The organism is Larkinella bovis (assembly GCF_042655385.1).
Taxonomy (GTDB): Bacteria; Bacteroidota; Bacteroidia; order Cytophagales; family Spirosomataceae; genus Larkinella; species Larkinella bovis.
The window spans coordinates 120,434-143,010 of record NZ_JBHSMA010000015.1; the positions used below are offsets into that span (position 1 = coordinate 120,434).

18 protein-coding genes are annotated in these 22,577 nt (G+C 55.5%); 8 read left to right on the forward strand and 10 right to left on the reverse strand.

The features are described 5' to 3' along the window. Positions 1–78: 78 nt before the first annotated feature. The 5 genes from ACFPMF_RS25880 to ACFPMF_RS25900 form a co-directional block, all read right to left on the reverse strand. A complete protein-coding gene (locus ACFPMF_RS25880) occupies positions 79–990 on the reverse strand; it encodes a DUF1338 domain-containing protein (RefSeq protein WP_379850649.1) in 912 nt (303 codons plus the stop codon). 36 nt (positions 991–1,026) lie between these two features. Then, complete coding sequence (locus tag ACFPMF_RS25885) at positions 1,027–3,342, reverse strand: glycoside hydrolase family 20 protein (protein ID WP_379850651.1); 2,316 nt, start codon at positions 3,340–3,342, stop codon at positions 1,027–1,029. 70 nt (positions 3,343–3,412) lie between these two features. Further along, positions 3,413–6,583: a ligand-binding sensor domain-containing protein gene (locus ACFPMF_RS25890; RefSeq protein WP_379850653.1), complete on the reverse strand. Its 3,171-nt coding sequence runs from the start codon at positions 6,581–6,583 to the stop codon at positions 3,413–3,415. A gap of 202 nt (positions 6,584–6,785) precedes the next feature. Further along, positions 6,786–7,100, reverse strand: a complete 315-nt coding sequence (locus ACFPMF_RS25895) for a 2Fe-2S iron-sulfur cluster-binding protein (RefSeq protein ID WP_379850656.1) — start codon at positions 7,098–7,100, stop codon at positions 6,786–6,788. A gap of 73 nt (positions 7,101–7,173) precedes the next feature. Next, positions 7,174–8,178 carry an NAD(P)/FAD-dependent oxidoreductase gene (locus ACFPMF_RS25900; RefSeq protein ID WP_379850658.1) on the reverse strand — a complete coding sequence of 335 codons (1,005 nt, stop codon included), beginning with the start codon at positions 8,176–8,178 and terminating at the stop codon, positions 7,174–7,176. Positions 8,179–8,547: 369 nt separating this feature from the next. On the opposite strand from ACFPMF_RS25900, the gene ACFPMF_RS25905 reads away from it, so the two are divergent. The 5 genes from ACFPMF_RS25905 (at position 8,548) to ACFPMF_RS25925 (ending at position 14,949) form a co-directional block, all read left to right on the forward strand. Further along, positions 8,548–10,077 (forward strand): right-handed parallel beta-helix repeat-containing protein, encoded by a 1,530-nt coding sequence (locus ACFPMF_RS25905; RefSeq protein WP_379850660.1) that lies wholly within the window; start codon positions 8,548–8,550, stop codon positions 10,075–10,077. A 225-nt stretch (positions 10,078–10,302) separates the two neighbouring features. After that, a complete protein-coding gene (locus ACFPMF_RS25910) occupies positions 10,303–11,307 on the forward strand; it encodes a hypothetical protein (RefSeq protein ID WP_379850662.1) in 1,005 nt (334 codons plus the stop codon). Positions 11,308–11,557: 250 nt separating this feature from the next. Continuing rightward, positions 11,558–12,859 carry an O-antigen ligase family protein gene (locus tag ACFPMF_RS25915; RefSeq protein ID WP_379850664.1) on the forward strand — a complete coding sequence of 434 codons (1,302 nt, stop codon included), beginning with the start codon at positions 11,558–11,560 and terminating at the stop codon, positions 12,857–12,859. Positions 12,860–12,971: 112 nt separating this feature from the next. After that, on the forward strand, positions 12,972–13,478 hold the full coding sequence (locus tag ACFPMF_RS25920) for a GNAT family N-acetyltransferase (RefSeq protein ID WP_379850666.1): 507 nt from the start codon (positions 12,972–12,974) through the stop codon (positions 13,476–13,478). A gap of 13 nt (positions 13,479–13,491) precedes the next feature. Beyond that, positions 13,492–14,949 carry a sulfatase family protein gene (locus tag ACFPMF_RS25925; RefSeq protein ID WP_379850668.1) on the forward strand — a complete coding sequence of 486 codons (1,458 nt, stop codon included), beginning with the start codon at positions 13,492–13,494 and terminating at the stop codon, positions 14,947–14,949. 2 nt (positions 14,950–14,951) lie between these two features. Here ACFPMF_RS25925 and ACFPMF_RS25930 read toward each other — a convergent pair whose 3' ends face one another. Together ACFPMF_RS25930 and ACFPMF_RS25935 are read right to left on the reverse strand one after the other, a co-directional pair. Then, entirely contained in the window at positions 14,952–15,437 is a 486-nt protein-coding gene (locus ACFPMF_RS25930; protein WP_379850670.1) for a GyrI-like domain-containing protein, read from the reverse strand. A gap of 12 nt (positions 15,438–15,449) precedes the next feature. Continuing rightward, a complete protein-coding gene (locus ACFPMF_RS25935; protein ID WP_379850672.1) occupies positions 15,450–15,935 on the reverse strand; it encodes a methyltransferase family protein in 486 nt (161 codons plus the stop codon). 99 nt (positions 15,936–16,034) lie between these two features. Here ACFPMF_RS25935 and ACFPMF_RS25940 point away from each other — a divergent pair, with 99 nt between their 5' ends. Continuing rightward, on the forward strand, positions 16,035–16,382 hold the full coding sequence (locus ACFPMF_RS25940; RefSeq protein WP_379850673.1) for an ArsC family reductase: 348 nt from the start codon (positions 16,035–16,037) through the stop codon (positions 16,380–16,382). Positions 16,383–16,406: 24 nt separating this feature from the next. Then, positions 16,407–16,808, forward strand: coding sequence for a group III truncated hemoglobin (locus tag ACFPMF_RS25945; RefSeq protein ID WP_379850675.1), 402 nt, complete (start codon positions 16,407–16,409; stop codon positions 16,806–16,808). 52 nt (positions 16,809–16,860) lie between these two features. Here the strand turns inward: ACFPMF_RS25945 and ACFPMF_RS25950 are convergent, their stop codons facing one another. Genes ACFPMF_RS25950 through ACFPMF_RS25960 form a run of 3 tightly spaced genes read right to left on the reverse strand, consistent with a single transcriptional unit; the run spans position 16,861 to position 20,371 of the window. Further along, positions 16,861–18,222 carry an APC family permease gene (locus ACFPMF_RS25950; RefSeq protein WP_379850677.1) on the reverse strand — a complete coding sequence of 454 codons (1,362 nt, stop codon included), beginning with the start codon at positions 18,220–18,222 and terminating at the stop codon, positions 16,861–16,863. A 3-nt stretch (positions 18,223–18,225) separates the two neighbouring features. Beyond that, positions 18,226–19,299 carry a mandelate racemase/muconate lactonizing enzyme family protein gene (locus tag ACFPMF_RS25955; RefSeq protein ID WP_379850679.1) on the reverse strand — a complete coding sequence of 358 codons (1,074 nt, stop codon included), beginning with the start codon at positions 19,297–19,299 and terminating at the stop codon, positions 18,226–18,228. Then, positions 19,289–20,371 carry a DUF1611 domain-containing protein gene (locus ACFPMF_RS25960; RefSeq protein WP_379850681.1) on the reverse strand — a complete coding sequence of 361 codons (1,083 nt, stop codon included), beginning with the start codon at positions 20,369–20,371 and terminating at the stop codon, positions 19,289–19,291. The genes ACFPMF_RS25955 and ACFPMF_RS25960 overlap by 11 nt, the downstream gene beginning before the upstream one ends. A gap of 183 nt (positions 20,372–20,554) precedes the next feature. Here ACFPMF_RS25960 and ACFPMF_RS25965 point away from each other — a divergent pair, with 183 nt between their 5' ends. Beyond that, the gene (locus ACFPMF_RS25965; RefSeq protein ID WP_379850684.1) at positions 20,555–22,339 is read left to right on the forward strand and encodes an ABC transporter ATP-binding protein; all 1,785 of its coding nucleotides are present in this window, start codon (positions 20,555–20,557) and stop codon (positions 22,337–22,339) included. Positions 22,340–22,577 lie beyond the last annotated feature (238 nt).

A 22,577-nucleotide genomic window follows, 5' to 3' on the forward strand; every position in this document is an offset into this window, starting at 1 on the left:
GAGTTGATACAAAAGTAAAAAGTCCGCGCGGTTTTGGCACGGACTTCAGGATTTGTTAACGGAAAAGTAAGAAATCCGTTACTTTCCCGTCTGCGAGGTAAACGTGCTCTCGAAAATCTTGTCGGCATTGCCCGCTTCAAAACCGTCGCGCCGGTGTTCGCGCCGGATCTGGTCGGGCGGCAGGTGCTGAAATTCGGGCAGGATGCGCCGTTCGGCAAACTCGACGTACGAACCGGCAATGCGGTGCGTCTGGCCGTTGGCAAATTCCGCGTCAAGCATCTGGGCCACCGTCGACGCCTGTAACAACCCACCGTCGGGGCTGATCTTGATTTTGCCGCCCGAATCGTTCAGCTTAAAACCGCGTTTTTCCAGAAAATCGGTAAACTCCTGAATGGTGTTATAACCCGGTTTCAGGTTGTGTACACTGATCGTGAAATGGTTCAGATAATACCGGTTGTAAATTACCCAGGCGGCATATTCACTTTCCTTCAGCAAGGTCAGGTAATCATCCAGCGTGGGCATTGGCCAGAGCGGCTGGTGCAAAAACCGGTCAACGGCTTGGGCATCGTCCAGGTCTAGGCTATCGACCGGATCAAAAACCACCGAGTCGGTGTACTGATAAATGATGTGCTGCGCCTGGTCCGACAAATCCCGCACCCGCAGTTCGCTGACGAAGATGCGCGGGTAATGTGGTTTGGGCGGGCTGTACCAATAAGCATTCAGCTTCTTCTCCTTGAAATCGTAGGGTTCGCGTTTTTCGTAACCGTAGTGCAGGAAAATCTTCTCGAACGATTGAATCCCGAGGCTCGGAACGCCCATCGTCCGGAACGCAATATGATCGTTTTCAATATCGTCCGGTTTTTGAATGACATTTTCGTCGATCAGTGCGTCGATAATGCCCAGCACATCGGGAACGCGTTCGCGGTACCGGCTCATCAAACCGTCTAAAACGGCGTCGAGGGTTTGGAGTTTTTGGGATGATGTGGTCATGGTGAAACGGGTCTTGGAGTAAAGATACCGATTTTGTCATTCAACCACCACTTCATCCACACTCACCGAGGTAGGCAGGCCTTCGCGCGGAAAACCCGCCGGGGCCGGACCCGCATTTTTGGCCCGGATGCGCACGTACCGCGCCCGGACGGTTTTGAAATCGGCCACGACTGGCAGCATGCCCCATTTTCCTTCGAACGGATACCTGACGGGCTGGCTGATGGCGTCTTTGTAGGTCTTGCCATCCTGCGACAAGCCAATTTCGACCGCCGAGGGCGGAAAGTCGTTGTATGAAATCCGCTTCAGAAAATTCGCCGAAACCTTCGTAACGGGCCGGACTTCGCCCAGATCAATCGTCACTTCCAGATCATCACCCAATACCGTGACCCATTCCGACTTGTTGCGCGGGCTTTGGGCCACCTGGCCGTCGGTGAGTTTTTTCTTCGTGGGGTCGGATTTTTCGGCGGCTGCGTTGGCGTAGGTATACGGTTTTCCCTTGGCCCGGTGAATGTAAAACGTCTCCTCAAACTGCGCCCCGGCGGTGGTGACGGCTTTGATCGTCGTTGTTTTTTTCAACGCAATGGGGGTCATGTATTCGGTCGAAGCCGTATTCGGTTGTTTGCCGTTGGTGGTGTAGTAAATCTTGCTGTCGGAATCGAGTTTTTCCAGCCGCACCTGCAGCTGGTCGGCGTCGGTAAACTGCGTGACGGCCCGCACGTCGAGCAGCCGTTTCGAATAATTGACGTTCAGGTATGAAAGCCGTTTGAGATGTTCTTTCAGCCGCATGGCAAAATCCTCGAAATTGCGCGGCCCTTTCGGCATCCAGCCGATTTCGGCCAGCGCCGACGCCCGCGGATACACCATGTACTCGACGTGTTGGGTCGTCGGGATGTATTCGGTCCAGACGTTGCCCTGCACGCCCAGGATAAACTTTTGCTGCTCGGGCGTCAGTTCGGCCGGGGTAGGTTCATAGCTGTAAACTTTCTCGATGGGCAGATAACCGCCCCCGGCCAGCGGTTCCTGGGCCGGATTCGCCTGATACTGGTCCAGGTAGCAGAATTCGCCGGGCGTCATCACCACGTTATGCTTCTGTTTGGCGGCTTCGATACCGCCTTCCGTGCCGCGCCAGCTCATCACCGTTGCATTTTTGGCTAAGCCTCCTTCCAGAATTTCGTCCCAGCCGATGATGGCCCGGCCTTTGGAGTTGACGAATTTTTCGATGCGCTGAATAAAGTAGCTCTGCAAGGCGTCTTCATCTTTCAGTTTCAGTTTTTTGATCAGGTCCTGGCAAAACGGGCTGGCTTTCCAGGCATCTTTCGGGCATTCGTCCCCGCCGATGTGGATGTATTTTCCGGGAAACAACGCCATGACTTCCGTCAGCACATTCTGCAAAAACGCAAAGGTGGGTTCGCTCGGGCAATAAACCTCCTTGAAAATGCCCCAGCGTGTTGCGACCTCGTACTTTTTGGCCGGATCGCACGAAAATTCGGGGTAAGAAGCCAGTGCCGCCAGCGCGTGGCCGGGCATTTCAATTTCCGGAATGATGGTGATGTGCCGCGCAGCCGCGTACCGGACAACCTCTTTGATCTGTTCCTGGGTATAAAAACCACTGTATTCCTTGCCATCGTACTGGAACGGGTAGTTTTCGGCGTTATGGCCCACTACGGTTTCTTTTCGTTTCGAGCCGATTTGCGTCAGTTTGGGGTATTTCTTGATTTCGATTCGCCAGCCCTGGTCGTCGGTCAGATGCCAGTGAAAGGTGTTGAGTTTATGCAGGGCCATCAGGTCGATAAACCGCTTGACGAACGAAACCGGCATGAAATGGCGGCTGACATCGAGCATCAGTCCCCGGTAGCTGTAGCGGGGCCGGTCCAGAATCTGGCAGGCCGGAACCGTCCAGGCGACGTTGTCCACTTTCGTCGGGCTGAAAACCGCCGTGGGCAGCAGTTGCAGCAGGGTCTGGACGGCGTAAAAATAGCCCTTCGGGGTTTCGGCTTCCACCAGAACGCGTTCCGGCGAAACATTCAGCGTATAACCTTCCGGGCCACAGCGTCCGGCTTTGTGGGCCTGAAACACAATGTGTTTGCCTTTGACAAGGGCAGGTGTCGTGGGAGCAACCACAATGGGGAAACCGCTGGCGGTTTTGAGTTGGCTGACCAGCAATTGGGCGGCAGTCCGCTGACCCGCGTCTTTAGCGGCAACTAAAACCCGTGTGGCAGCCGTGACGGTAAACTGACCGTCTTTACCCGAAAACTGGGCCGGAAACGGGAGGAGGTTATAAGCGTTGTCGGACTGGGCAAAAAGGGGAAACGAAAGCGCAAGGCAGAACAGAAAGGCAACAAAACGTTTCATGGAGAACAAGACGGTGGTTGGCAAAAATCAAAGGTAGCCAAAAATGGAGGGAAGACTTTCAGGATTGCTATCAAACGGTTTCGGACGGTTCCTGAAACGTGAGCGGAACCCGGATGACCACGCGCGTTCCGGCGGGTTCGTTGTCGTCGTTGACTTTGTCAATAATCGTCACGCCAGCTTCTTTGCCGCTACGCTGGTGAATCAGCTGGAGCCGTTCTTCGGTTACTTTCAGACCGACGCTCTGGTGCGATGTCGCTGATTTCTTCTTGATTTCGCCCGCTTTCTGCCGCCCCACGCCGTCGTCGTCGACCAGGCATTCCAGGTGTTCGTTGACGGGTTTGATGCAGATCTGAATCCGGCCCCGGTTTTTTTTGTGCGCCATGCCGTGCAGAATGGCGTTTTCAATGTACGGCTGAATAATCATGGGCGGAATTGACACCCGTTCCAGATCCAGCGAGGGATCGGTTTCGATCGAAAAGTCGAATTTATGCCCAAACCGGAGCTGTTCGAGTTCCAGATACAATTGAAGCTGCTCGCACTCGCTGGCCAGCGTGACCCATTCCTGTCGGGAGTTGCCGAGAATGAGTCGCATCAGCCGCGCAAATTTGACCAGGTATTTGTCGGCGTTATCGCTGTCATTCTGGAGCACGAACAATCGCACAGCGTTCAGGGAATTGTACAGAAAGTGCGGGTTCATCTGTGACCGCAGCGCCTTCATTTCCGACATCGCAATCCGTTCCCGTAAATCGCTTTTTTCCTGCTGTTCCCGGGCCGCTTTACGGGCCTGCCACTGCGCAATCGCCACCCCGAGTGCGATCAGGGCCGCTCCCGCGCCAATCCGGAACCACCAGGTTTCCCAGAAAGGGGTCTGGATGGTAACGCGCAGCCGGTAGCCGGTCCGGTTCCAGATGCCGTCGTTGTTGGCCGCAATAATATGCAAAACGTACTGTCCCGACGGAAGGCTGGTATAACTCGCAAACGGCCGGTTTCCGGCCTGATTCCAGTGGTCTTCGAAGCCTTCCAGCCGGTAGGCGTACCGGTTGGCCGCGGGGTTGTCGAAGTTGAGCGCGGCCATTTCAAAATTGAACTGATTCTGATTGTGCTCGAGTTCAATCAAAGGCGGATGGGCCGTGGGACCTTGCAGAAATTCGCGGCCGTTGACCTTGAAGGACGTCAGGAAAACCGGGGGCGCAAACCGGTTGATGCGAACCCCGCCGGGCTGGATGTAAACCAGTCCCCGCAGGGCCCCGAAATAAAGCCGTCCTTTGTTATCGCGTTCGCTCGAGCCCGACTCAAATTCCGTCGTGGGCAGGCCATCGGCTTCGTCGAACGCAATGAAGCGGATTTTGCGAACATCGGTGACGGCGGCTCCGTTGCTGGTGCTGATCCAGAGCGTATCGCCGGTATGGCGCAGGGCCGCAATATCGTTGTTGGGCAGTCCGTGTTTGGTGGTGTAAATCTCAAAGCGCTTCGTGCTTTCGTCGAGTCGGGCCAGGCCGTTGTCGGTGCTGAACCACATGCGGCCGTTGCTATCCTGGGAAAAGTCGGTCACACCGTCGTCGGGCAGGCTGTGCGGGTCGTTTTCGTCGTGGACGTATTCTTTCAGGAGTTTCAGGTCCGGGCTGATTTTGTAAACCGGCCCGAAACCGCCCACCCAGAGATTGTTGCCCTTGTCAATAAAAAGGGTGTTGTAATTTTTGCCGGGGAGCTTGCGAATGCGTTCGTCGTTGAATCGGTTGAGGTATTCGCCGGTTTTCGGGTCGTAGATCGTTAATTTTTCGTTGGTGCCGATAAAAATCCGGCCATCCCTGGCCTGCGTGCAGTAAAAAACCTGACCACCCGCTACAAAATCGCGTCGTTTCGGATCGAAAGGCGGGTAATTGGCGGCATTGTCGAGGGCGGGGAGACACGGAATCTGCTCGAACCGGTGCGTGGTGGTGTCCAGCCGGCTCAAACCCGTAAAGTGCCCTACCCAGATTTTTCCGGTTCGGTCGGCCAGGGCGTTGTACGTCAGATTATTCCCAACGCTGGCTGGATTTTTGGGGTCATGCCGGTATACCCGGTACGATTGCTTCTGCGGATCGATCATCACCAGCCCGTCGCGGCTGGCGACCCAGAGTCGGTCCTGCCGATCGAACGAAAGCGAGGAGGCATCCAGTCCTAAGGTTGAAGTGGGGCGGTACCCCACATCGTCGTAAAGGGAGCGAAACTTATCGATTTTCGGATTGAACCAGCTCACACCGGCATCGTCGGAGCCAATCCAGATGATGCCGGATCGGTCTTCGAACAAGGTTCGCAGGGAGTTGGAAACCAGGCTTCGGGGGTTATTTTCATCATTCCGGTAGCCCAGAAAGCGGTTTTTGGCGGCATCATACCGGTATAACCCTTCACCCGCCACCGCCACCCACAGGATCCCATTCTGAGCCAGCAGCAACGAAGCGATGCTTTGCCCCGCATTGAGGGGCATTGGCTGAAACCGGCCCGTAACCGGATCAAAAATGGCCACCTGGCCTTTGCGGGTTCCGACATACAGGACACCCGACTGCGGATGCCGGAGCAGTGCGGTTACATGATCATCCGGCAGCGATGTAGGCACGGTAGCGTTCCGGCGATACGACCGAAATTGATGGGTAGCCACCTGATAGGCGTAAAGACCCGCCTGCGTGCCGATCCAGAGGGTCGAGCCGTCCACCAGGAGTTTCCGGATAAAATTAGCCGTCGGGCGCTCCGACGTATCGACCGGCATGGTCAGGAGCCGGGATTGACCGGTTTGCGGGTTAAACTGAACAACGCCCCCGCTGGTGCCGAACCAGAGCAAACCATCGGGCGTCTCAGCCGCCGTCCGAATCAGGTTGCAGCCCTCGCCGAGCGCTTTGAAGGAGTACCGCCGAAAGGCCTGGGTCTGGGGATCGACCCGCGCGAGCCCGGTTTGGGTTCCCACCCAGAGAATGCCATTTTGCGCCTTGAATACACACCGGACCGTGCGGTGCGGCAGGGAGTGAGGATTTCCGAACTGGGGCGTATAATTGATGCAACGCAGACCGTCGAACCGCGTCAGGCCGCTGACCGTGCCGATCCAGATGAATCCCAGATCATCCTGCGTAATGGACGAGGTATAATTGGTTGCCAGCCCCTGCCGTAACGATAACCGCTGAAACGAAAGCGTGGGCGCCTGCGCAAGTGCCTGTACACTCAACCACCATAAAAGTAGCAGCAACGCCGGGCGTCGTTCGAAAATCATTGATAAACCGCGAAGGAATAGGTTACCGATCAGTGACAGGTCTCAAATGACGCAAAAATAAGGGGAAAAACTGATCATTTGAGCGACTATCGTTAAAAGTCCTCCGCTGAAAGCAGTTTATTATTAAAGGGTTATGGTTGCAAAATCCAATCTTTTATTAACCGGTCAAGCCTACGCCGGCGGCCCGTCGCGGCACAAAACCTTATTCGGCCGCTAACTGAAAAACCGCTCCGTGCAGGCTTTCGTCGATCCGCAACTGGCACGCCAGCCGGCTGTCGGAATCGGCATCCGGTAAGGTATCGAGCATTGCCCCCTCGGCATCATGGATGGGCGGAAGGTGGTCGGCCCCTTCCAGGACGTGGACGTGGCAGGTGGCGCAGAGGGCCATGCCTCCGCAGGTGGCCAGAATCGGGTAATCCGACCCTTTCAGGACTTCCATCAGACTGAGGCTGATGCCTTCCGGAATTTCGAGCGGCTGCCGGTCGCCGTTGCGGTCTTCAATCGTGAAGTGAATCATAGGTATAGCATAAAGAAGTTAGACAAGAGAGGAAAGACGGACTTTAAGTCTCTTGTCTAGCTTCTTTTGTCTTTTAAAAAGTAGGAATTCCGTTGACGGTGGTGTATTTAAAGCTCAGTTTCTGGTCGGGATAGACGTACTTGAACGCGCTCTGGCACATCAGGGCGGCTTCGTGAAAACCGCAGAGAATCAGTTTCAGCTTGCCCGGATAGGTGTTGATGTCGCCGATGGCGTAAATCCGTTCCACATTGGTGGAATAGTCGGTGGTATCGACCTGAATCGCCGACTTATCGATTTGCAGGCCCCAATCAGCAATCGGGCCGAGTTTGGGCGTCAGGCCGAAGAGCGGAATCAGGTGGTCGGTTGCCAGCGTCCGGACGGTTTTGTCTTTGGCCGTGACGGTGATTTCCTGCAAATGGCCGTTGCCGGAAACGCGGGTAATGTTGGATTGCAGAATGAGATTGATCCGGCCTTCCTGTGCCAGTTCGAACACTTTTTCGGCCGAATCGGGCGCCCCCCGGAAACTGTCGCTGCGGTGGATGAGGGTCACTTCGCTGGCGATGTTGGCCAGAAAAACCGTCCAGTCGAGGGCCGAATCGCCCCCGCCCGCCAGCACCACGCGCCGGTCGCGCAGCAGTTCCGGATTTTTGACCATGTAGGCAACGCCTTTTCCTTCAAACGCTTCCAGCCCCTCAATTTCCGGTTTTCGGGGTTCGAAGCAGCCCAGGCCACCCGCAATGACCACGACCTGGCAATGCACCAGGGTCTGGTCGTTGGTCGTGATGTAAAACGAGCCGTCGGGCTGGCGTTCCAGACGTTCGACCCGTTCGCCGAGCGTGAACGTCGGGTGGAACGGGTCGATCTGTTCCATCAGGTTATCCACCAGCTGCTGGGCTTTCACGTCCGGAAAACCGGGAATATCGTAAATCGGTTTTTGCGGATAAATCTCGGACAACTGCCCGCCCACCTGCGGTAGGGCGTCGATCAGGTGGCAGCGCATTTTCAATAGTCCGGCTTCAAAAACGGCAAACAGGCCGACGGGGCCCGCGCCAATGATGCAAATGTCAGTCGTAATCATCGTTCTCAGGTTGTAGTAGATGGTGTGAGTTATAAGCCGGGCCGATCGGTTTTTGCCTTCAAAAGGGTCCTGCCCAGTAGGCAACGGGGCTGCGCTCGTCGGGACTAAACCGCGGCTCCCACAAAACATGCTGCAAAGGTAGGGGCTAAAACCGCCTTTTGTTATAACGAAAGGTATGATAAATCAGAATTGTCTATAAAAAAAAGGAATGGGTAGGCGGTTTTTCGGGTCGATTGAGCCAATGGTCCTGTGTTGACGTATAAAGCCGCTTTTTCGGCGCAAAATGCGACAGCTTCACCCAACTAAAACGGCCAACTTTGTAGCCGTAGTTGAACGCTACTTAACAAAAACAGTAAGCAACATCACAACATGAAAAAGCTATTGAGCCCGTTTGCGACTTCGTTCGCAACGCAATCGGCATGGATGAGTGCCGTTTTCACCAAGCAGGCGTTGGCCATTCTGCTCTCCGCCACGTTCCTGGTAACGGGGTGTAAAAAAGACCCCGAAGTCGAACCTGCGCCCTCCAACACCGTCACGGCTAATGCCGGACCTGATCAGGAAGTTCAGGTGGGCCAAACCGTCAAACTCGACGGTAGTGCATCGACCGACAGCAAAGGCACACCGTTGACCTACCAATGGACTGTCGCCAGCAAACCCGCCAAAAGCACGGCCGCCATCGCATCGGCGACGACCGCGAAACCGACCTTTGTACCCGATGAAGTGGGGGATTATGAACTGGAACTGACGGTTTCAAACGCCAACGGAACCAGCAAGGATAAAGTAAAACTGGTCGCTACAGTGGCCCAACCAGTTGCTATCGACAAGAACATTACCGTCAAAACCGTCCTGACCGACCGCATCGCCAGCCCGGATTACCCGGATTATATCATCACGAAAAGCATTGCGGTCACGCACGAGCTGACCATCGAACCCGGTGTTGTCATTGCCTTTGAACGGGATGCGCGTCTGGATATCAACGACAATGGCGGTTTGATCGTCGCTAAAGGAACGCCGGAGAAGAAAATCCGCTTCATCGGGGCCGAAAAAACGAAAGGGTACTGGGTTGGCATCATGGTGTACTCGGGCAGCAACGCCAACGTCTTTGAAAACATCGAAGTAATGCATGCCGGAAGCCGGGCCATCATCAGTGGTACCAAAGCCGGGATGGCGCTGTTCGGGGGTGGAAAAGCTCAGATTGCTTTGAAAAACAGCCTGTTCTCGCAAAACGACGGTTACGGTCTGCTGGTGCAGGATGGCGGTCTGCTCCGCGAATTTGCCGCCAACACGTTTACTAAAAATTCGGAAGCCGGGATTATTGTAGACCCGTCCAATGTCGAAAAACTGGATAATGCTTCGGTTTTCACGGGCGAAAACGGCCGGAACGTGGTCGAAATCAGAGGCTACTACCTGCGCGACGGCAACGATATTACCTGGGGCGGTTTTAAAGACAAAACGCCCTATCGTCTGCTGGGTGACTTTGCGGTCGAAGTGGGCCTGACGCTGAGCCCGGGGGTAACGATTGAAGCGGCCCGCGATGTGGTCATGATGATCAACTCCAAAGGCTATCTGATTGCCAAAGGGACGGCCACTGACAAAGTAACGATCACGGGAGCCGAACGCACAGGGGCGTACTGGAAGGGCCTGATCTTCTACTCGGTGAACTCCCGCAACCTGATTGAAAATGCCGAAATCAGCAACGGGGGCAGCATCACGATTGTCTCGGGTAAAAAAGCCAACGTGGCGCTGTACGGGGGCAACCTGACACTGAAAAATTCCACGATTTCGAAGAGTGGCGGTTATGGGGTCTTTGTAAGCTACAGCTCCAAACTGAATACGGATGCTGCCACGGTGAACACCTTCACGGGCAACGCGCAGGACGGAGTTCTGCTTGAAAAATAATCTTGAGTACCTTGAGATTAAGGGTTTAGGGATACTGATACAGCCCGGTACAGCTTGTGCCGGGCTGTTTTGTTGTCAGCGTCATTCGTTCAGCCGGCACCGGGCAGAACCTCCCGGAATAGCGCCGAAGAAGCCGGTAAACCGGAACGCGCCAGCTATTGGCTGAATTCTTCCTATTGTTGATTATGAATAGGTTACCCGGTTTTTGGTGTGCACTTTCGGCGCATGAAAATCATCGCTCTAACCAACTGGTCGCTCCTTGGCGCTTACGCTATCCTGGTGATCTACCTGGCGCTGACTCTGCCAGAGTCCGGCTCCGATCCGGCCGGGCGCGGGCTGGCGGTGGGGTATCTGCCCGGGGGCGTGGGGTTGCTGGTGGCGCTATTCGGATTAAACCTGCTGCCTTTCCGGTTCACCCGAATGGCGGTGCTGGTTGCCGCGCTGGTGCCGTTTGGCGTCGGCCTGCGGGAAGCGGCTAGCCGGTTTTACGACGCGCAACAGTTACAGCAGACTGAGCGGGGGCGCTGGGACGGCTCCTTCTATTTCAGGGAACCGGATCAGTTACGGATTGCCGAAGCCATTGCCGCCAACGATGTCGTGCAGTTGCGGACGCTGCTGGCCGAAGCCTTTCTGCTCAACGAAAGCGGGGAAGAACACATTACGCTGCTTGATTTTGCGACGCTGCGAGCCGTTGGTTCGGAGAATCCGGCTGCCCACCTGCCTCTGCTGGAATTGCTGCTGGAAAATGGTGCCCTGATTGAAACCGACGATACGCTGCACACGCCGACGCACGCGCTGGTGGCCCGGCAAAGTCCGGCGGTTTTGCTGGAATGGTTTCTGAAGAAAGGGGCGGACCCAAACGCACGGCACTGCCGGAAGCAGGACATCCCGGTTTTGTTCGCCGTGCTGGACGATCCCAAAGATCGGGTGAAAAAGGTAGAGCTGCTGCTCGAACACGGCGCCGATCCGAACAGCATCTATCCCCCGACGGCCCCCGGCTGGCTGGCGGGGCATCCGGTTTTGCTGGCGGCCGCCCGGCAGGATCTCTGGGGTGTATGCCGGGCCTTGTTGAAACATGGGGCCGATGCCACGGTGGCCGGACCCCAAAAACTGACGTTTCGGGGCGTGGTGGCGCAGCGGGGAAAAACGTATGCCGAAACCGGGGCGGTGCCGGCGGATTTTGTCGCCTTGCAAAAAAGTTTAAACAATTTACCAAATGGGAATCCCTGACGAACAAGTCGTTAAACCCGTTTCAGGCTGGCGAGATTGGGGCTATACGATAAGATTACGGGAATAATTGCAACTACCGGGTGGCTCACAGGGTCTTGTTATCAAACTGTGGGATCGCATGCAGGGCCGGTGGCCAGTTTCTTGAATACCCGTTTTCGGACTCAATGGTATTGAAACACAAGCTAATAAGGCGGTTTGCAACCGCTCCGGGTCGCCTGCACGCGGCTATCCCGCGCTAACCGCAACACCGATGAATAGCCTGATTAAGTACGACAAGTATCTCGCCCGGCTTGTCATGATTTCGTTTTTTCTGCCCAATCGTGTGCAGATTTTTTTGCTCATGGGAATTTTCCTGTTCTGGTTGATCAGGGATAATTTTGTCTACAAAAACCAGTTTTTCCGGCCCTATGGCGGAGCTCTCGTGCTGGGAAGTGTCTACCTGCTGTATGCGATTTACGTCCCCTTTACCGACCCAGCCTTTCGCTCCGGCGTTCTTTTCGATCTCGAACAAAAAGCCACCTTGTTTGCCGCTCCTTTCATCGTGTTGCTGATGCAGCCACAGACGCGGAAAATTATTTCGGGCGAATTGCTCTTCTTTGTGTACGGCTGTTTTCTTTCCTGTCTGGTAGGAAATCTCCTGTACCTGCACGAATACGGCTGGCACATAACCGGCCCGGAAGCCCATATTCAGTACCGGCTTTATTTTGAGAAAATTACGGGTCTGCATCCGACCTATATGGGAATATACCTCTGCTTTTCAACGGCCATTCTGCTGATTTCGCCCCAACACCGGCAGCAGTTGAAAGGCTGGAAACTGGGGGCGGTGCTGTTTCCGTTGTTTATGTTTCTGATGGCGCTGATGCCCAAAGCCCCGGTTATTGCCCTCTTCGTGATCCTGGGCTATTACGGCTGGATCAATCGGGAGCACAAATACCGGTTTGTGCCGATCATGGCGGTTTTGCTGGTTTCAGTCTCCGTCGCCTGTATTTCCATTCCGTTCAGCAGCCAGCGGATTGGGGAGTTTTCGACGGCTTTGGAAGCGAAGCCCAACGATAACCCGATGGACAATTCAATCCAGATGCGCCAGGTCATCTGGTCGGTCGATCTGGATGTGCTGAAAGAACACTGGCTGGGTGGGGTCGGTCCCGGTGAATTGGACCGGTTTTTGACGGCGCAGTATGAGGTGTATGCCCGCAGGCTGAACGTGCCGCTGGTAGCGTATGATACACATAATGAGTATCTTAATCAATGGCTGGCGTTTGGGGTGGTTGGTATTGGCTTGCTGTTGCTGACCCTGGGGATTCAGTATGCCAACGCCATCCGTCGACACGACCACCTGTATATGCTGCTGCTGATGGTGTTTACCGTGACCTTCTTTACGGAAAATGTCTGGTCGCAGCAAAAAGGTATCGTGTTTTATTCCTTTTTTACCTCCTTGTTTTTCTTCGTGGGCATGAAACTCCGGCCCAAATCTGCCGAAACCGAAGCCGTTACGCTGAAAACCGCCCGACGGAAGGAAAAAGTGATCCAGGGAATGGAGTTGAAGAGTTAAGAATGATGAGTTAAAAGTTAAGCGTGCGAAGTTGGGTGTGATGAGTTGGCTTTTCGTGTATCTTTAGACGCGGCAGCGCCAACTCATCATTCTTAACTCATCACTAAATTGGATGACCATTCGCCTGGCTACTTTACAGGATATTCCGGCCCTGCTCCGGCTGATTCGGCGCGTGGTGCCGCTCATGCAGGCGGCCGGTAATTTTCAGTGGGATGAGCACTATCCCAGCGCTGCGGTTTTTGAAAAGGACATTGAGCGGGATCAGCTCTGGGTGGCCGAACTGGATCAGCAACTGGTGGGCGTGGCCGCGATCACCACTGATCAGGAACCGGAATACGCCCAGGTGGGCTGGGATCTGACCGAAACCGCCGTGGTAGTCCACCGACTGGCAGTCGATCCGGAGGTTCGGGGACGGGGCATTGCGGCCCGGTTGATGAAACAGGCGGAGGAGGTGGCCCGGCAACGGGGCATCACGGTGCTGCGCATTGATACCAACACCCAAAACGAAGCCACGCAACGGCTTTTTCCGAAACTGGGCTACTGTTTTGCGGGTGAAATCGGACTGGGTTTCCGGCCCGGTTTGCGGTTTTATTGCTACGAGAAACGATTGGTTAGCTGATCAATACCCAGTGATGGTACGCCCTTTAGTTGCCCTGATGGCGCTGTTGATGACGGCATTTTGGGCCGTCGGTCAGGCCCGGAAAGATACCCGGCCTAATATCGTGCTCATCGTGGCCGATGATCACGGACGCGAAGCCGTGGGTTGTTACGGCAACCCGGCTATTAAAACGCCCCATATCGACCAGCTGGCGGCCGAAGGCACCCGCTTTACAAACGCGTTTTGCACCACGGCCAGTTGCAGCCCCAGCCGCTCGGTTCTGCTGACCGGTTTGCACAACCACGCTAACGGCATGTACGGTCTGGAGCACCGCGAACATCATTTCAGTTCGTTCGACACGGTTCGTTCACTGCCGGTTTTGCTCGGGCAGGCCGGTTACCGGACCGCCCGGATTGGCAAATTCCACGTCGCCCCCGAACGCGCTTACCAGTTTCAGCAGGTGCTAAAAAGGGGCGGTACCAACGACCCGGCTTCGATTGGTCGCAGTCCGGTTGAGATGGCGGATTTGTGTTATTCGCTGTTTTCGGAGGTTTCTGAAAAACCGTTTTTCCTCTATTTTGCCACCGACGACCCGCACCGCAGCAATGCCGTTGCGGCCAACGGTTCACCCGTTTTCAAGAGCGATCAGGCGAACCGGTTTGGCAACCGCCCGGGCGGTTATCCGCAGGTGCACGACGTTTTTTACCAACCGTTTCAGGTGAGCGTACCGCCGTATTTGCCCGATACCCGGGCAACCCGGCAGGAACTGGCGCAGTATTACGAAGCGGTCAGCCGGCTCGATCAGGGGGTGGAACGGCTGGTTGCCCTGCTGAAAGAAACCGGTCAGTACGACCATACGGTTATTGTGTATTTGTCGGACAACGGGGCGCCGTTTCCGGGTTCAAAAACTACCCTGTATGAACCGGGGATGCGCCTGCCCCTCATTGTCAAGCTGCCCAAACCGCAAAAACCGGGATTTGTGCAGGATGCGATGGTTTCGTGGGTTGATCTAATGCCGACCCTACTCGATTTTGCCGGGGCCTTGCCGGACACGGTTTATCGGCAGGGACGGAGTTTCAAAGCCATCCTTGAACAGGAAAACGTAACCGGCTGGGATGAGGTGTACGGGTCGCACAGCCTGCACGAGGTGACGATGTATTACCCGATGCGGGTCTTGCGCGAACGGCGGTATAAGCTGATTTTCAACCTGGCGCACGCGCTGCCGTTCCCGATGGCGCTCGATCTGTACCATTCGCTGACCTGGCAGGATGTTCGCCAGGCCGGGCGCAAACAATACGGCAAACGCAGCGTCGAGGCCTTTCTGCACCGCCCGCGTTTTGAATTATATGATCTGCAAACCGACCCCGATGAAGTGCGCAACCTGGCGAACGATCCGAAATACCGGGCCGAACTGCAACGCATGCAGGCCAAACTCAAGCGGTTTCAACAGCAGACCAAGGACTTGTGGATAAGCAAGTGGGAGTTTGAATAGGCTTACATTCTCGGCCTGATCGGAATCCAGACTTCCTCTTCCGAAGCCGGGTCGTCGTTTTTGTAGTTCGCACCCAGAAGCTCGAAATGGGGCCGCTGATCGAGCTGATACGCCGATTGGGGCAGCCAGACGCCAAAGATGTAGTGAAACATGTTGGCAAAATCGGCAGGGCGGCCCCGGTAGAGAAAAACCGCATACAGTCCGCCGGGCAGCAGAAACGATTCCATGCCGTCCGGAATGGCGTCAAAATCAGTGACTTCAACGGCGGCCCATTTCACAAATTCAGTGGTGGGGCCGAAATCCCGGAAGTCGAGCGTCGGGTCGTAAACCTGTAAACTGAATAAATCGGTCGTTACGGCATTCCGGATCGCTTTCCGGTGGGGCATAAAGCTTTGCCACAAATCCCGCGTCTGGTTGTTGGCCAGCGCCATCTTCCGGTTTTTACCGACCAGCTTTTTGGCGGGAAGTTCTTCTATTCTGGGAGTCATCATCGTTACTGTTCATAGCCAGCGCCGGACTTTTCGGCGGTAGTCGTCATACTGATTGCCAAAATCTTTCTGCAAACGGGGTTCTTCCCGCAGGATGATAAAGAGGTTGAAAGCTACAAAAATGGCAAGGCTGTATACCCACAAATTGAGGGATCGGCAAAAAATGCTTTCCCCGGCCAGGATCAGCGACACGCCGACGTACATCGGGTTGCGCGAGTACCGGTACAAACCGGATACCACGAGCCGTTTTGTCGGGTCGGCGGGGGATAAGGTGCCCTGCCCGTCGGTTGCAAACCGCAGGATGCAGAGCAGCATGATGACGAAACCGAGTAGCCCGGTGGCGAGTCCGAGATACTGATAGCCCGTCAGCGGGGCCGCTAGCAAAACCGGCAGGTTCTTCCGAACGATCCAGAACGGCACCAGTCCGGCCACCACGCCGGGTTGTAACAGCGTGAAAAACAGATTGCGCAGCAGGAGCGACAGGCTGACCGGTTTCATGCCGAAAGATCCGAAATTTCGGGCTGAATCGGTAATCTCGTTGACGAATCGGGCACCTGCCCTAAATTCGTTACTTTAGCAGCCCGAAACGTTAGTTCCATGTATATTCTTTACGCCATTCCGAATTGCGATACCGTGAAAAAAGCCCGCACCTGGCTGGCCGAACACGGCGTTGAGTACCAGTTCCACGATTACAAAAAACAGGGCATCGACCGGAAAACGATTGAGCACTGGCTGACCCAAAAACCGTGGGAAGAGCTGGTGAACCGGGCGGGAGCGACCTGGCGTCAGCTGCCCGAGGCCGAAAAACCGACCCAGAGCGAAGCAGCCATTGAGCTGATGATTCATAAACCGTCGGTGATCCGGCGCCCGTTGATCGAAGCCGACGGAAAAATTATCGCGCTGGGTTTTAAACCGGATGCCTACGAAAATGTGTTCTCCCACTGAGGAACACTTGATCCGAATACCGGTATGAGCAAACGCACGCTGGATTCGCCGGAAGCCATTCGTTTTCTGGTGGATTCGTTTTACGACAAAGTCCGGGCTGATGACTTCATTGGCCCCATTTTTACCGACATCGCCCAGGTCGATTGGGGAAAGCACTTGCCCAAAATGTACGCGTTCTGGGAAAACATTATCCTGGGCAACAACGCCTACCAGGGGCACCCGTTCCGACCCCATCTGCTCATCAACCAGCAACATACGCTTACACTCGACCATTTCGAGCGGTGGCTGCAACTGTTTTCAGCCACGCTTTCCGAACATTTTGAGGGCACGAACGCCGAACTGGTTCGCCAGCGGGCCACGCAGATTGCGCTGGTCTGGAACAACAAGTTCGAATACATCAACAATGATTCGGTAATGGGGGAGTGAGGGTTGCTGGCCTGGGTATAGTGACGAAACCAGGTCGCGGTATTGGGCACGATCACCGGCGGTTTTGCCGGTACCAGAACCCGTAAAACGGAATCCCCGTCGCCATTAATCCCAATCCCATCAACGCTTCACGCGGTTGCTCGATGAGCGTGATGACGACCAGCGTCAGGCAGAACAGACAGAAGACAATGGGCAAAACCGGGTAGCCAATAACGCGGTAAGGCCGTGGTACATCCGGCTGCGACCGCCGAAACAGCATCACTCCCAGGGCCGTTGCCCCGTAGAAAATGAACGAGGCAAATACCAGCATGTCGGTCAGCTGGTCGAACGTGCCCGACCACACCAGCGCCACCGCCCAAACGGCCTGCCACACAATGGCCACCGAAGGCGACTGAAACCGGGGATGAATCCGGGAAACCGACCGGAAAAACAGGCCATCGCGGGCCATCGCGTAATAGATTCGGGCGGAGGTCAGAATGGAACTGTTCGTGGCGTTGAAGGTCGTACACAGGATCAGCACCGATACGAGTGTAGCCCCGGTGCTGCCGCTGACATGCCGAATCACCTCGACGGCGGCAATCCGGCCGGGGGTTTGGCTGAGTGCCATCAGGTTCTCAATGGGCAGTACATAAACGTACATGGTATTCAGGAGCAGGTATAACCCCATGACAATCAGGGTTCCGAGGCCGAGCGCAAGGGGTAGGTTGCGCTGCGGGTTCCGGATTTCTTCACCCACGAAAGCGATGTTATTCCAGCCGTCGTACCCCCAGAAAGCACCCAGCGATGCGATGAACATGGCTTTCACCAACACCATCCCTTCGATGGCTCCGGCGTCGAAAGCCGCGCTGTTGTGGCTCAGGTTGGCGAAACTACCCCGTGGAGAACTGAAACCGGCGATGGATAACCCGATAATGGTTACCAAAATCACGCACGACAGCACCCAACTGATGCCACCGGCAAACTGGACGCCCCGGTAACTGGCCAGACTCAGCAGGATGATCAGCAACGAAGCAATTGTGTTGGCCCAGAAACCGGCTTCGTCCTCCAGAAAAAGCAGTCCGACCAGCGACTGGGCAAAAATGTGCGCCAGTGCCGAAATGGCCGCCGTTTTCACCACCGTAAAGTTGCTCCAGCCGTAGATAAAGGCAAAAAACCGGTTGTATACTTTCTGGTAATAGACATATTCTCCGCCCGAATTCGGAAACATCCCGGCCATTTCGGCGTTGGTCAGCGCCCCGGACAGACTCACCAGACCGGCCAGCAGCCAGCACAGCAGAATCAGGCTGGGCGACTGCAAGGCGTCGGCCATAGGAGCCACTTTCTTAAACACCCCCGATCCCACCATCACGCTGCCCACGAGCACAATAGCAGAAGGAAGACTCAAAACACGCGCGAGTTTGGCGACTGGTTTCATCAGTTATAGGGATAAGTCCGTTAAGCCCAAACCGGGTAAACCCGTGGGACGCATCAAGCCGTCTTCGACGATAAAACCGCCTTTGACTACATCTTCGGCGAGATCAAAACTGCCATCCAGATCGATGTAGCGGGTGTTGGGGCAGGCAAAAGCCGCGTGGAGGGCCGCTGTAATGCTGACAATGCTCTCGTCGTTGCAGCCCCAGAACAGCTCAATGCCACTCAGCCGGGCTACCGTCGCGATGTCGAACGAGCCCCGGATGCCGCCACATTTCATGAGTTTGATGTTGAAAATACCGAACGGTTGCGGTTCCCGGGCGAGTTGCAGGGCGGTTTCGCCGTTTTTCAGGGACTCATCCGCGGCCAGGTGCTGGCGGAGGAGCAGCGGCAAGGTGCGTACTTCCTCTTCCGTACCAACGGGCAGCGGTTGTTCGATCAGTTCAACGTTGGCGTCGGCGGTCTGGCCGATAAACTGGGTTAATTGATCGGCCGTATAGCCCTGATTCGCATCGACGCGCAGCAGCAGGTCGGGCCCGACCTGCTCGCGTAGCGTCCGAATGCGGCCGATATCTTCGGTGACGTCGAGGCCGGTTTTTACTTTCAGCACCCGAAAACCCTGTTGAAGATACGCCTGAGCGGCTTCCAGCGTTTCGGCGATGTTCATGATGCCAATCGTCACCGACGTCGGCAGGGCCTTTATTTTTTGCCCGTATAATTCCACAACCGGAATGCCCAGAAACTGCCCGAACGCATCGTGCAGCGCAATATCAAATGCTGCCAGTGTGCCGGGCGCATCCGGGAAAAGCTGCCGGGCTTCGTCGATTAGTTGAAATGTATGCCGAACATCGCGGCCGACGAACTGCTGGATGGCGTCACGTTGCAGGTTGGCAAACGCCTGATCCGGGGATTCGCCGACCACTTCCGGCGACGGGTTGGCCGCGCCCACGCCAAGGATGCCATTGGCTAATTCAATCGTCAGGAAGATGTTCTCGACGGTAGAAATGGTCTGGTAGGCAATCGTGTACGGTTTGGTGAGTGCCAGGTCCCGGCGGTAAGCCCGGATCGATTTAATCTGCATAACGGACGGTTTTCTCGACTAACTGACGGATTTTCGGCACTACGGGTTCAAGGCCTTCTTCCAGTGGCAGGAGCACCGGAATGCCCAGCCGGTCGGCGTAGTCCCGCTGAAACTGGCGGGCTTCTTCGGGGGTGCAGTCTTCCGTATGGAGAGCCAGCGCGATCACGTCCGCGCCGAATTTCTGAATAATTTCTATCTCCGATTCCACCGGCGGGATTTCGCCCCAGTGCGGTTCGTAGTCAAAATACCGGCGTTTGGGGGCGTGCATCAGCACCACGTGTTTGGCGTTGCCGGAAACGATGAATTCCAGGCCGCACGGGCCGCTGGGATTGCGGAGCGCCGATTGCCCTTCAATGAATAAAACCTCGGCGCCGGTTTCCCGCCAGCACGTGACCAGCGCGTGTTCGATCTCGCCGGAAATAAAATCGTTCAGTGTGGAGTCGAACACAAAACCGTATTGCCCGCCCTGCAACCAGCCGGTTTGTCCGGTATAAATCATCTGGGCGTTCAGGCCGGCGGCTTGACAGGCCTGGGTTAAAAGGCGGGCGGTGGTGCGTTTGCCCATCGCGCAATCCATGCCCAGTACCGCGATGATGGGGGCCGTTATCCTGAACACCTCGCCCGACCAGAAATGCAGGTCGGCGCGCGGTTTGGGTTTCCGGATATCAATGAGTTGGGCATTGTTCTCGGCGGCCAGTTGCACGAGGGTTGGCCGGTCGTTCAGTAAATCGTGCAGGCCATTGACGACCGAAAGCCCGTTTTGCAGACAGGTTTCGATCAGAAACAGCACTTCGAGCGGCAGAATTCCGCCGGTTGTCGCCACGCCCACAATGCCGTATTGCACCGGCCCCACCTGCGCCAGGGCGTCTTCCAGCGTGGCAAAAACCGGAATCTGGCGGTTTTTGCCATCCAGCACCTCGCCCGCATCGCGCCCGGCCGTGGGCGGGTCGATCACGCCGACAATCGTATACCGTTCGCTGTCGCGAATGAGGCCGTGGGCGGTTTTTGCATTTGGTGTCGCCAGCAAGCCGTTGGTTAAGAGAAGCGCCCGTTCTGCCATGATGGGTTCCAAAAAAGATCGTTCGGCAAAGAAAGGGTATTCTGTCGAAACCTTATTAAAATTTCAATCAGATCGCTTTTCTTTTGTGAAAATATTAGCTAATCCCTCTTTTATCTCCTATTTATTCCGTATCAGAAAGTTTCTGTAACAAAACCGGTTTGCCGGAGTCATAACAGTATACCTTTCTTTTACAGCATGCAAATTCTGTGGACATACCTGAAACCGCACCGCTGGCTGGTGGTGGGAGCGTTGCTGCTGGCGGGTGTCAGCCAGATTCTGACGATGATCGATCCGCTGATTTTTGGAAAAATTATTGATGAATACGCCACCAAACCGGCTACGCGGCCCGAAAGGGAACTGGTGCGCGGGGTGTTGTTCTGGCTCCTGATTGCCGTGGGCATTTCCACTTTGGCGCGGCTGGCGAAATCGTTTCAGGAGTATTTCATGCGGGCGGTGGTGCAACGGTTTGGAACGCAGGTGTTTAACGATGGTTTGAAGCAGACACTCCGCTTGTCGTTTCAGGAATTTGAGGAACAGCGGAGTGGCGAAACCGTCGCGCTGCTGCAAAAAGTGCGGACCGATACCGAGAAATTCATCAACGCCTTTATCAATATTCTGTTCTCGTCCATTGTCGGCATGGGCTTTCTGATCTGGTACGCCATCACCAAACACTGGGCGCTGATTCCCATTTTCGTCATCGGGATTCTGGTGCTGGGCGGGCTGACGGGGCTGCTTAGCAAGCAGATCAAAACCGTGCAGCGGGCGGTCAACCGGCAAACCGTGAAGCTGGCCGGGGCCATTACCGAATCGCTGCGGAACATCGAGCTGGTGCGGAGTCTGGGGCTGACGTTTCCGGAAATCCGGCGGCTGAAGCAGTATACACAACGGATTTACGAACTCGAAATGGAGAAAACGCGGCAGGTGCGCCAGCTCTCGTTTTTTCAGGGGACTACGTTAAATGTGCTGAAACAGTCGATTCTGTTCGCCCTGCTCTGGCTTATTTTCCGGGAGGTGCTGACCACCGGCGAACTCATTTCGATGCAATTTATCTCGACGGCAATTTTCGCGCCCCTGCAGGATTTGGGCAACATCATTCTGTTTTACCGGGAAGCCGAAGCGTCTTTGAATTCATTCGATACTCTGATGCACAAGCCCATCGAGCGCCGGCCCGACGATTCCATCGACTTTGGCGTGCTGGAACACCTGCGGTTTGAAAACGTGGTGTTTCGGCACCAGACGGCCCACCAGAACGCGATGGATGGGATTTCGTTCGGGGTCGGTATGGGCGAAACCGTGGCTTTCGTGGGTCCCTCCGGTTCGGGCAAATCGACGCTGGTGAAGTTATTGCTGGGCTTGTACAAACCGGTTTCGGGTGAGATTTACTTTAACGACGTACCGGCCAGTCAGATTCGCTACAACCCCATGCGTCGGCAGATCGGTTTTGTGACGCAGGACACGCAGTTGTTTGCCGGGACGATCCGGGAAAACCTACTGTTTGTCAAACCGGATGCAACCGAGGCTGAAATCCGGGAAGCCCTGCACAAAGCCTCCTGCGATCAGTTGATTGCGCGGTCCGAGAAAGGCATCGATACGGTTTTGGGGGAAGGCGGCATGAAGTTGTCGGGGGGCGAAAAACAACGGATTTCCATCGCCCGCGCCCTGATTCGCCATCCGCGTCTGTTGATTTTCGACGAAGCCACGTCGGCCCTGGATTCACTGACGGAAGAAGCCATTACGGATACCGTTCGCAGCATTTCGGCCCGGCGCGAACAGATCACGATTCTGATTGCCCACCGGCTTTCCACCATCATGCACGCCGATCGGATCATTGTGCTGGAACGCGGTAAAATTGCCGAAACCGGCTCGCATGACGAATTGCTCGACCAGAAAGGCCTGTATTACGCCATGTGGCGGCAGCAGATCGGGGAGCGTCGGCAGGAGCGGAACCGGGATGAGAAGGAGCCAGCGGTTTTACCGTAAGTGTTCTTGGCCTGATGCTAAAACAGCCGGTTGGAAAGTTCCAACCGGCTGTTTTTCAGTATTTGTGGTTCTTACTCATTCTTTGGCGCTCCGCCCTGCGTAGCCGGTTTTTGCGTCGATTGCCGTTGTTGCTGCATCGGGTTGGGTCCCTGCGGGGCATACGGGCTCCGTTGCTGTTTGAACAACTGGAAACGGGTCGGTTTTTGTGCCTGACGCGGGAACGAGTTATTGTCGGTAT

What these genes read in the sequence shown, in the direction of transcription:
- ACFPMF_RS25880 (WP_379850649.1), bottom strand. Translation starts at nt 990, where the DNA reads ATGACCACATCATCCCAAAAACTCCAAACCCTCGACGCCGTTTTAGAC.
- ACFPMF_RS25885 (WP_379850651.1), bottom strand. Translation starts at nt 3,342, where the DNA reads ATGAAACGTTTTGTTGCCTTTCTGTTCTGCCTTGCGCTTTCGTTTCCC.
- ACFPMF_RS25890 (WP_379850653.1), bottom strand. Translation starts at nt 6,583, where the DNA reads ATGATTTTCGAACGACGCCCGGCGTTGCTGCTACTTTTATGGTGGTTG.
- ACFPMF_RS25895 (WP_379850656.1), bottom strand. Translation starts at nt 7,100, where the DNA reads ATGATTCACTTCACGATTGAAGACCGCAACGGCGACCGGCAGCCGCTC.
- ACFPMF_RS25900 (WP_379850658.1), bottom strand. Translation starts at nt 8,178, where the DNA reads ATGATTACGACTGACATTTGCATCATTGGCGCGGGCCCCGTCGGCCTG.
- ACFPMF_RS25905 (WP_379850660.1), top strand. Translation starts at nt 8,548, where the DNA reads ATGAAAAAGCTATTGAGCCCGTTTGCGACTTCGTTCGCAACGCAATCG.
- ACFPMF_RS25910 (WP_379850662.1), top strand. Translation starts at nt 10,303, where the DNA reads ATGAAAATCATCGCTCTAACCAACTGGTCGCTCCTTGGCGCTTACGCT.
- ACFPMF_RS25915 (WP_379850664.1), top strand. Translation starts at nt 11,558, where the DNA reads ATGAATAGCCTGATTAAGTACGACAAGTATCTCGCCCGGCTTGTCATG.
- ACFPMF_RS25920 (WP_379850666.1), top strand. Translation starts at nt 12,972, where the DNA reads ATGACCATTCGCCTGGCTACTTTACAGGATATTCCGGCCCTGCTCCGG.
- ACFPMF_RS25925 (WP_379850668.1), top strand. Translation starts at nt 13,492, where the DNA reads ATGGTACGCCCTTTAGTTGCCCTGATGGCGCTGTTGATGACGGCATTT.
- ACFPMF_RS25930 (WP_379850670.1), bottom strand. Translation starts at nt 15,437, where the DNA reads ATGACTCCCAGAATAGAAGAACTTCCCGCCAAAAAGCTGGTCGGTAAA.
- ACFPMF_RS25935 (WP_379850672.1), bottom strand. Translation starts at nt 15,935, where the DNA reads ATGAAACCGGTCAGCCTGTCGCTCCTGCTGCGCAATCTGTTTTTCACG.
- ACFPMF_RS25940 (WP_379850673.1), top strand. Translation starts at nt 16,035, where the DNA reads ATGTATATTCTTTACGCCATTCCGAATTGCGATACCGTGAAAAAAGCC.
- ACFPMF_RS25945 (WP_379850675.1), top strand. Translation starts at nt 16,407, where the DNA reads ATGAGCAAACGCACGCTGGATTCGCCGGAAGCCATTCGTTTTCTGGTG.
- ACFPMF_RS25950 (WP_379850677.1), bottom strand. Translation starts at nt 18,222, where the DNA reads ATGAAACCAGTCGCCAAACTCGCGCGTGTTTTGAGTCTTCCTTCTGCT.
- ACFPMF_RS25955 (WP_379850679.1), bottom strand. Translation starts at nt 19,299, where the DNA reads ATGCAGATTAAATCGATCCGGGCTTACCGCCGGGACCTGGCACTCACC.
- ACFPMF_RS25965 (WP_379850684.1), top strand. Translation starts at nt 20,555, where the DNA reads ATGCAAATTCTGTGGACATACCTGAAACCGCACCGCTGGCTGGTGGTG.